The organism is Streptomyces sp. MK37H, from assembly GCF_018035285.1.
Taxonomy (GTDB): Bacteria; Actinomycetota; Actinomycetes; order Streptomycetales; family Streptomycetaceae; genus Streptomyces; species Streptomyces endocoffeicus.
Genome location: NZ_JAAAYH010000432.1, coordinates 1 through 7463 on the forward strand (window position 1 = coordinate 1; position 7463 = coordinate 7463).

12 protein-coding genes are annotated in these 7463 nt (G+C 71.0%); all 12 read right to left on the reverse strand.

The features are described from left to right. Positions 1–226 (reverse strand): gas vesicle protein K (locus GWI24_RS36755; protein ID WP_210950378.1); only part of this gene is annotated, 226 nt, incomplete at its 3' end. Then, positions 223–441 carry a gas vesicle protein gene (locus GWI24_RS36760; protein ID WP_210950379.1) on the reverse strand — a complete coding sequence of 73 codons (219 nt, stop codon included), beginning with the start codon at positions 439–441 and terminating at the stop codon, positions 223–225. The genes GWI24_RS36760 and GWI24_RS36755, both read right to left, overlap by 4 nt. Continuing rightward, positions 438–1247: a GvpL/GvpF family gas vesicle protein gene (locus GWI24_RS36765; protein ID WP_210950380.1), complete on the reverse strand. Its 810-nt coding sequence runs from the start codon at positions 1245–1247 to the stop codon at positions 438–440. Before GWI24_RS36765 ends, GWI24_RS36760 begins: the two co-directional genes overlap by 4 nt. Continuing rightward, positions 1244–1636, reverse strand: coding sequence for a gas vesicle protein (locus GWI24_RS36770; protein ID WP_247617387.1), 393 nt, complete (start codon positions 1634–1636; stop codon positions 1244–1246). Before GWI24_RS36770 ends, GWI24_RS36765 begins: the two co-directional genes overlap by 4 nt. Further along, complete coding sequence (gene gvpO, locus GWI24_RS46695; protein ID WP_210950381.1) at positions 1633–2118, reverse strand: gas vesicle protein GvpO; 486 nt, start codon at positions 2116–2118, stop codon at positions 1633–1635. The genes GWI24_RS36770 and gvpO overlap by 4 nt, the downstream gene beginning before the upstream one ends. Positions 2119–2121: 3 nt before the next feature. Then, positions 2122–2373, reverse strand: coding sequence for a gas vesicle protein GvpG (locus GWI24_RS36780; RefSeq protein ID WP_210950382.1), 252 nt, complete (start codon positions 2371–2373; stop codon positions 2122–2124). Positions 2374–2375: 2 nt separating this feature from the next. Further along, positions 2376–3179, reverse strand: a complete 804-nt coding sequence (locus tag GWI24_RS36785) for a GvpL/GvpF family gas vesicle protein (RefSeq protein WP_210950383.1) — start codon at positions 3177–3179, stop codon at positions 2376–2378. After that, positions 3179–3622: a gas vesicle protein GvpJ gene (gvpJ, locus tag GWI24_RS36790; RefSeq protein ID WP_210950384.1), complete on the reverse strand. Its 444-nt coding sequence runs from the start codon at positions 3620–3622 to the stop codon at positions 3179–3181. Before gvpJ ends, GWI24_RS36785 begins: the two co-directional genes overlap by 1 nt. A 30-nt stretch (positions 3623–3652) precedes the next feature. After that, positions 3653–4711 carry an SRPBCC family protein gene (locus tag GWI24_RS36795; RefSeq protein WP_210950385.1) on the reverse strand — a complete coding sequence of 353 codons (1059 nt, stop codon included), beginning with the start codon at positions 4709–4711 and terminating at the stop codon, positions 3653–3655. A gap of 5 nt (positions 4712–4716) precedes the next feature. Further along, a complete protein-coding gene (locus GWI24_RS36800) occupies positions 4717–5238 on the reverse strand; it encodes a hypothetical protein (RefSeq protein WP_210950386.1) in 522 nt (173 codons plus the stop codon). Between the two features lie 143 nt (positions 5239–5381). Next, positions 5382–6527, reverse strand: coding sequence for a glutathione-independent formaldehyde dehydrogenase (locus GWI24_RS36805; RefSeq protein WP_210950388.1), 1146 nt, complete (start codon positions 6525–6527; stop codon positions 5382–5384). A gap of 161 nt (positions 6528–6688) precedes the next feature. Then, positions 6689–7463, reverse strand: a 775-nt coding sequence (locus GWI24_RS36810; RefSeq protein WP_247617389.1) for an FGGY-family carbohydrate kinase, incomplete at its 5' end; no start/stop codon positions are given.

A 7463-nucleotide genomic window follows, 5' to 3' on the forward strand; every position in this document is an offset into this window, starting at 1 on the left:
GCAGCTCGGCCATGTTCCGCTCCAGGGCCATCAGCGTCAGCCCGAGCTCCTCGATCTGCTCATCGCTGATGCCGCCCTGCTCGACGCGGCGCAGCGCCTGCCGCTCCATGAGCTGCCGCAGCAGCTCGACGATGGTGAGCACCAGCCCGGCCAGGCTCCTGCGGACCGATTCCTCGTCCACTTCGATCCGCCGCCCGGGCCGCCGGGGAGTGCGGTCGTCCGTCATGGCGGTCCCCCTTCACGGCGATCAAGGCGATCCCCCTCCCGCCTCTCCTCGTTCTCCACCCGTACGGAGGCGATCAGGGCGCGCAACGAGATCCGCACCAGGTCGATGTCGGCGATGCTCAGGGTGATCTCCCCCGCGATCACCACGCCTCCGGCGAGCACCCGGTCGAGCAGGTCGACCAGGGCCACCTCCCGCCGCTCGATCGCCCGGGTCACGACGGCGTCTCCTCCGGCTGGGCGTCCTCCGCCCGCTTCGGCGGGGCGGTGAAGGAGTACGGCGGCCAGGGGCCGCTGACCTCCAGGGTGATGGCGGGGTAGCGCTGCCCCAGGTCGGTCACCAGGGCGGCGAACTCCTCACCGAGGGCGTCGGGCACCAGATAGGAGTTGTTCAGCACCATCCACCCCTCGTACGCGGCCAGCGCGGTGTCCTGCGGTGGATGGGCGGCCGTGGCCACCGCCAGCGCGGCGAGCGAGGCGTGGATCTCCTCCGCCCGCTCGGTCGCGCGCAGATGCGCCGTCTCCTGGTCCTGCCGCTGGGCCCGCCGCCGCATCAGATAGGCGGTTCCGGGGCTCTCCTCGCCGCCGGTGGGCTCGTCCGGGTCGGGCAGGAAGGACCTGGGGTCGACATACGCCTTGACACCCCACTCGGTGCGGCCCGCCACCCGCCGCAGCGTGGCCGTGAAGTCGTCCCGGCGCTCCTGGAGCATCGCCCGGACCCGGTCGTCGTCGTGGTACAGCGTGGCGAAGCGCAGCGGGATGACCTGGCCGTGGCGGGCCGCGCCGTTGATCACCCGGTGATGGGCGCGGGCGGTGCGCTCCAGCCACTCCAGGTCCTCCAGATGGTCGCGCAGCGCGTCCTCGCCGAAGTCCTCCAGCGGTACGGAGCCCACGACGGCGGCCAGCCCCGCGCTCTCCACCAGGCGCACCGGTTCGTCGGCCACCCCGGTGAGCCCCCGCGGCGGGGTGTCGTCCCCGGGGGCGGCCGTCACCGCGTACAGCCAGGTGGCGAGGGAACCGTTCACCGTTCGTCCTTCCGCTCCGCGCCGTGGTCCTCGTGGTCGTCCTCCCGGCGCGCGCCGCGGCCGTCCTCCAGCTCGCCGACGCGCCGCCGCAGCCGCTCGTTCTCCTCCAGGACGTCCCGGGCGCCGGAGGAGAGCGAGGGGTCGTGCTCCCACCAGTCGATGCCCATCTCCTTGGCCCGGTCCACGGAGGCGACCAGCAGCCGGATCTTGATCGTCAGCAGTTCGATGTCCAGCAGATTGATCTGGATGTCGCCCGCGATGACGATGCCCTTGTCGAGCACCCGCTCCAGGATGTCGGCCAGGCTGGACGGCTCGGCGCCCCGGCGGGCGGGTTCGCGTGCCGCGCCGGTGCGCCGGACCGGTGGGTTCCAGTCGGAGCTCTGGTTCATGTCCGGTTCTCCGCCCTGCCCCGGTAGTAGCGCTCGGCGCGGCGGTAGGAGACGAGTTCGCCGCGGTCGTCCAGCTCGACCTGGTACTCGGCGAGGATGTCGGTGGAGTCCGGGATCCGGTGGGTCTCGACCACCTCGATACCGATGGTCCAGCCGTCTTCCGTGCGCTCCAGCGAGGTGATGCCCTCCGGGGTCCGCCCGGTCAGCCCCCGCACATGGCGGGCCGCGCTGCGCGCGGCATCGCGGGCCACGAGCGCGGGACGCCGAGGCCGCTCCCGCTCGTGCTCGCGCCGCTCCCGCTCGGGCTCATGCTCGCGCCGGTCCCGTTCCGGCTCGGGCTCGCGCCGGGGCCGCTCCTCACGGGGCCGTTCCTCACGGGGCCGCTCCTCACGGTCCCGTTCCTCACGGGGCCGTTCCTCACGGGGCCGGGCACGTGGCCTCTCCTCGCGGTGGTGTTCCTCGCGGGGCCGTTCGCGGGGCACGGCTCATACCTCCAGGCCCCCGTCGGGCGGCCCCTGGGACATCAGCCTGCGGACCAGCTCGTCCTCCTCCCGGGCCGCCTCGTCCTCGGTGAGCTCCCCGCTCTCCCGGGCCTCCGCGACCTCCTCCAGCCGCTGCTTGATCACCTCGGGGTCGTACAGCTGCCGGTGGGCCTCGTCATGGATTCGCTCGGCGATCCAGACGACGCCTCGCACCGGGGCCAGCGGCAGTGTGGCCAGGCCGGTGAACAGTCCCATGGCTACTCGTCGCCTTCCTTCCCTTCGAGCGTCGCGTCCCCTTCCAGCGTCGCGTCGGCCACGAAGTCGTACGGCGCCAGCGGGCCGAGCAGTCGCATCCGGACCCGGCCGTGCCAGTGCGCGGCGAGCTCCTCGGCCGCCTCCTCGAACGCCTGCCGTTTCGCGTCCTCCACCAGGAACGAGGCGTTGACCAGCCCCTCGGGGGACGCCGGCTCCTCCGACACCGAGCCCAGTGCGTACGGCGCCAGCCGCCGGTCGAGCTCCAGCGCGTCCACGCTCCGCTTCGCGGCGATGCTGTCCATGACCAGCTGGCCGAGCTCGATCCGCTGCTCGTAGCCCGCGTCCTCGGGCAGCCCCCGCAGTTCGTCGCGGAGCCGTCTGGCCTCCGGCTGTTCGGTCACCACCTCGCGCAACACCGCGTCCTGGTCATAGCGGGCCCGCACGGTGAGCTGCGTACGGCCGCGGAGCCGGTCGAGGCCGCGGGCGAAGTCGTCGTGCCCCTCGGTCAGCAGCTCGTCCGCCACCGCCGCGGTGTCGCGCACCACGGTGCCGAAGCGGAACGGCAGCACCGGTGAGCCCTGCGCGGCCAGGTGGTCCAGCACCCTGGCGTGGGTGCGCAGATCCTCGGGGGTGCCCAGCGGCTTGTCGACGGGCACCTCGCTGACCACCGCGGCCTGACCGCCCTGGCGGACCAGGGTCACCGGGGCCTCCGGGTCCCCGACGGCGGGCAGGTCCTTGACCGACTCATCGGGCCGGTCGTCCGTGACGACCCCGTAGACATAGCAGGCACGTCCGTCCTCGGTCATCACCGCTCGCGCTCCCTGTGGCTGGGGGAACCCTTGGTACGCCGGGGCCTCGTCCGCTCCTCGGCCTCGGGTTCCCGGTCCTCGTCGTCATCGCCCTGGAGCAGGTCCGAGACCGATTCCTTGACGCCCTCCAGGGCGCCCTTGGTCTTCTTCTTGCCGCCGCTCTCCTGGATCTCGTCCATGAGGCCGGGCAGACCATGGGTTTCGGTGCCGCTGCGGGCGATGTCGAGTCGGTTGGTCGCCTCCGCGAACCGCAGATACGTGTCCACGCTGGCGACGACGATACGGGCGTCGATGGTCAGGATCTCGATGCCCACCAGGGACACCCGCACATACACATCGATGACCAGGCCCTTGTCCAGGATGAGGTCGACCACGTCGACCAGGGCGCTGGAACTCGCCCGGTCCAGATACTGGCTCTGCTGCTGCCGTGCTACGGTCACCGCGCTCACCCGTTCCGGGGGCGGGGTCCGTCAGCGGCGCGCTCGGCGCCGTGCGGGCTCCTCGTCCTCGTACTCCTCCTCGTATTCGTCCCGGGGCTCTTCGTCCTCGGGCTCCTCGGGCTCCTCGTCCTCGTACTCGTCCCCCGGTTCTTCGCGCTCCTCGCCCTCCTCGGGCTCTTCCTTCTCGCGCTCTTCCTCCTCGCGCTCTTCCTCCTCGCGCTCCCGTCCCTCTCGCTCGTCGTCCTCCACGATCTCGCCGTCGCGCACCACACCGCGCCAGCCCACGACCTCGTCGGGGGCGAGCAGCACCTCACGCATGAGGTGGCGGCGGAAGTGCTTCATCTCCAGGCGCACCCGGCGGCCCTGGGCGCGCCAGAGGTTGCCGGTGCGCTCCATGAAGCCCTGCGGCCAGTACTCCAGCACGAACAGGATGCGGGTGAGGTCGGGGGCCAGCTCGTGGAAGGTGATCGTGCCGTCCACATGGCCCTTGTCGGCACTGGACTTCCAGATGATGCGCTTGTCGGGCACCTGCTCGATGACCTCGGCCCGCCACTTGCGGTGCGACCAGAAGACCTGGGCCTTCCACTCGGATTCCGTCCCGACCTCGTCCTCGTCCTCGTTCCGGACGTCCTCGACCTTCTTCATGTACGAGGGGAAGTTGTCCCACTCCGTCCAGAGGTTGTAGGTGAGCGAGAGGGGCGCGCCCACGTCCATCTGCTCCACGATGTTGGTGACCTTGAGCTTCTTGCCGCCCTTGCCGCCGCCATCCCCGTCACCGCCGCCGAGGCCCGGGATGATGCTCTTGGCCGTACCGACGACCTTCTCCTTGACCTGGTCCTTGACCTTTCCCTTGACCTGGTCCTTGACCTGTTCCTTGGCTGTGTCGACTACCTTGTCCCTGACCAGCTCCAGGCTGCCCTTCAGCCCGCCCGTCCCGGGGTTCTCGCCCAGGTGGGTGACCGATTCCAGGGCCCTTTCGCCCAGCGCCGCGAGCAGGCCCTGCGCTTCCTTCAGCAGGCGCTCAGTGGGCAGATCCTGGGCGAGCGTGCCGCGCCCACCGGTCCGCCCCTTGGGGATTTCCTCTGCCATGGCCCTCACCTCTGGCTTCGCCGCGCGGGCCCTTCGGAACCGGTCCGCTTCCTGGTCTGCGCCGGACGGTCGGCAGGCCTGCGCTGCCTGCCGGTGCGCTCGCGCTCCCCGCCCTGGCGGGTCCGCGCGGCGCTCCCCCGCTCGTGCTTCTGGTGCTCCTCGCGCTCCTTGCCCTCCTCGTGCTCCTCCGGCTCCTCGTGCTCCCCGGCCTCCGGCCCCCGGCCCCCCGCACCGCCGGTGCGCAGGGTCTCGGCGCGCCGCTCCAGCCGGTCGCTCAGGGCGTCCATGCGGTGACTGGCCGCCGACATGGCCGCGTCCCGGCCCGCGGAGACCAGACGGCCGCCGATCTCCTGGCCGAGCCTGCCGAGCTCGGAGGACTTCAGCTGCTGGGCGCCCGGTGGGCTGATACCGGAACTCAGGCGCTTGCCCGCAGCGAGACCGGCGAGGCCGAGGACCAAGGTCCCCCTATGGCCTCGCCCGTAGAGATAGCCACTGGCGAAGGCCAGCGCCACCCGGGAGTTCTTCATGATCGCTCCTCCTCCCGGAGCTGAACGAGACAGCCATTCGGGTGCACAAAACCAATTATGGTGCATATCGCCCCATTCAGTGACCTTTTGGATCACCGGGGGCTTTGAGGACCACAGGAGCCCGGCTCACGGCCGAGGGGCCGTCAGGCCGCGAGCGCCGGATGCAGCACCACTTTGGTGTAGCCCTCGACCCGCTTGTCGAACTTCTCGTACGCCTGCGGGGCCTGGTCCAGCGGCAGTTCATGGGAGACCACGAAGCTGGGCCGGGCGCGCCCGGCGATGATCAGGTCGCGCAGCTGGCGGTTGTAGCGCTTGACGTTGCACTGGCCCGTGCCCATGCGCTGGCCCTTCTCGAACATCCGGCCGATGGAGACCAGCAGCTGACCCCGTTTGGCGTGCTCATCGGGGCCGCCGGGGTCGGAGGGGACGTACAGCCCCGGCACGCCGAGCCGTCCGGTCGGCCGCACGGTGTCGACCAGCGAGTTGAGCACCGACGCGGGCTCCTCATGACTGGCGTCGTGCGCCTGGGCCTGGTAGCCCACCGCGTCGATGCCCTTGTCGGTGCCCTCGCCGCCGGTGCGGTCCATGATCTGCGGCACCGGGTCGCCCTTGCTGAAGTCGATGGGGACGGCGCCGATCTCCCTGGCCTTCTCCAGCCGCTCGGGGACCCGGTCGACCACGAACACCGTGGCGGCGCCGCGCAGCAGCGCGGAGTAGGCGGCCATCAGCCCCACCGGGCCCGCGCCGTAGACGGCCACGCTCTCGCCCGGGGAGACCTCGGCCAGCTCACAGCCGTGATAGCCGGTCGGGAAGATGTCGGCGAGCAGGATGAAGTCGGTCTCGAGCTCCTCGCCCTGGGGCAGCTTCAGGCAGTTGAAGTCGGCGAAGGGCACCCGCAGCCGATCGGCCTGGCCGCCCTTGTACGGGCCCATCGCCACATAGCCGTAGGCGCCGCCCGCGAAGCCGGGGTTGACGGTGAGGCAGAAGCCGGTGTCGCCCGCGAGGCAGTTCTTGCAGAATCCGCAGGCCACGTTGAACGGCATGACCACGCGGTCGCCCTTGGACAGCGAGACGACGCCGGAACCGGTCTCCTCGACCACACCGAGGTTCTCGTGCCCGAAGACGATGCCGGGCTCGGCCGCCGTCCGGCCCTCGTACATGTGCAGATCGGAGCCGCAGATCGCGCTGGAGGTGACGCGCACGATCACATCGTTCGGATGCTCGATCCGAGGATCGTCGACGTCCCTCACCGCCACCGAGTAGGGCTTCTCATAGACGACGGCTTTCACCTGGATCACCTCCGCGTCGATCGCTGACAAGCGGCGGTGGTGGCGGACACGGTGTGGTCCCAGGGTGTCTCGGCCACCGCCGGGTACTTCCAGCGAAACGCCGCGGAACGCCCGGCGCAACCGGGTCCGGCGCGGTGGTTTCGCCCCGGGCCCCGCCGGGCCTACTCGACCGTGACCCAGTCCAGGGTGCGCTGGACGGCCTTCTTCCAGCCCGTGTACCCCTCCTTCCTGGTCTTCTCGTCCCACTGGGGCTCCCACCGCCTGGACTCGCTCCAGTGGGAGCGCAGCTCATCGGTGTCCCGCCAGAATCCCGTGGCCAGCCCCGCCGCGTAGGCGGCGCCCAGGGCGGTGGTCTCGGCGATGACCGGGCGGCTGACCGGTACGCCCAGCACATCGGCCTGGATCTGCATGCACAGATCGTTGTCGGTGACCCCGCCGTCCACCCGCAGGACGTCCATGTGGATGTCGGCGTCCCGCTCCATGGCCTCGACCACGTCCCGGCTCTGGTAGCAGATGGCCTCGAGGGTGGCGCGGGCGATGTGGCCGCCTGTGTTATAGCGGGTGAGGCCGACGATCGCGCCCCGGGCGTCGGAGCGCCAGTACGGGGCGAAGAGCCCGGAGAAGGCGGGCACGAAGTACACCCCGCCGTTGTCCTCGACGGTGAGGGCGAGCCGCTCGCTGCCCGCGGCGTCGTCGATCATCTTCATCTGGTCGCGCAGCCACTGGACGGCCGAGCCGGTGACGGCGATCGAGCCCTCCAGCGCGTAGACGGGAGGGCTGTCGCCGAACTGGTACGCCACGGTGGTGAGCAGCCCGCTCGCCGAGCGGATCAGCTCCGCTCCGGTGTTGAGCAGCAGGAAGTTGCCGGTGCCATAGGTGTTCTTGGCCTCGCCGGGGGCGAAGCAGACCTGGCCGACCGTGGCCGCCTGCTGGTCG

What these genes read in the sequence shown, in the direction of transcription:
- GWI24_RS36770 (WP_247617387.1), bottom strand. Translation starts at nt 1,636, where the DNA reads ATGAACCAGAGCTCCGACTGGAACCCACCGGTCCGGCGCACCGGCGCG.
- GWI24_RS36780 (WP_210950382.1), bottom strand. Translation starts at nt 2,373, where the DNA reads ATGGGACTGTTCACCGGCCTGGCCACACTGCCGCTGGCCCCGGTGCGA.
- GWI24_RS36785 (WP_210950383.1), bottom strand. Translation starts at nt 3,179, where the DNA reads ATGACCGAGGACGGACGTGCCTGCTATGTCTACGGGGTCGTCACGGAC.
- GWI24_RS36795 (WP_210950385.1), bottom strand. Translation starts at nt 4,711, where the DNA reads ATGGCAGAGGAAATCCCCAAGGGGCGGACCGGTGGGCGCGGCACGCTC.
- GWI24_RS36800 (WP_210950386.1), bottom strand. Translation starts at nt 5,238, where the DNA reads ATGAAGAACTCCCGGGTGGCGCTGGCCTTCGCCAGTGGCTATCTCTAC.